Origin of the sequence: Allokutzneria sp. NRRL B-24872 (assembly GCF_002155965.1) — a bacterium.
Lineage (GTDB): Bacteria > Actinomycetota > Actinomycetes > Mycobacteriales > Pseudonocardiaceae > Allokutzneria.
In genome coordinates, this window is sequence record NZ_MUMH01000350.1 from 529 (window position 1) to 958 (window position 430).

General features: G+C 70.2%; 1 protein-coding gene. It reads right to left on the reverse strand.

Annotated elements, in window-relative coordinates; translation table 11 throughout:
• Positions 1–277: 277 nt before the first annotated feature.
• Positions 278–418, reverse strand: a complete 141-nt coding sequence (locus tag CCN37_RS37995) for an alpha-hydroxy-acid oxidizing protein (protein WP_371505731.1) — start codon at positions 416–418, stop codon at positions 278–280.
• Positions 419–430 lie beyond the last annotated feature (12 nt).

A 430-nucleotide genomic window follows, 5' to 3' on the forward strand; every position in this document is an offset into this window, starting at 1 on the left:
AGCTCTTGCAGGGCGGCGTCGCCGCCGAGGAAGCCCTCACCGAGGACATCGACCTCACCGGCAGGGCCGCACTGCTGACCGCGTTGCGCCGCGCGGAGGAGACCGTCCGCTTGCTCGGCCATCAGGGGGTCACAACCGGTCGGCCAGCTCGATGAGGCTGCGCACACCGAAGCCGGTGCCGCCCGAGGGCACGCCGTCGTAGGGATCGCCCATGTTGAACGCCGGGCCCGCCAGGTCGAGGTGTGTTCGGCATCGGCGATCGTCCTTCCGGTCGGGTTCAGTGCGGTGCGGTTCCCAGAGCCACGTGGCCGGGCGTTAGTTCGTCCACTGTGGACACTCCGAGCAGTCGCAGAGTGCGCCGGACCTCGGTGGCGAGGATGCCCAGCGCGCGGTCCACACCGCGTTCTCCACCCGCCATCAGCCCGTACCT

Bases quoted from the DNA above. Each gene is read 5' to 3' on its own strand.
- CCN37_RS37995 (WP_371505731.1), bottom strand. From the start codon at position 418: ATGGCGGGTGGAGAACGCGGTGTGGACCGCGCGCTGGGCATCCTCGCC.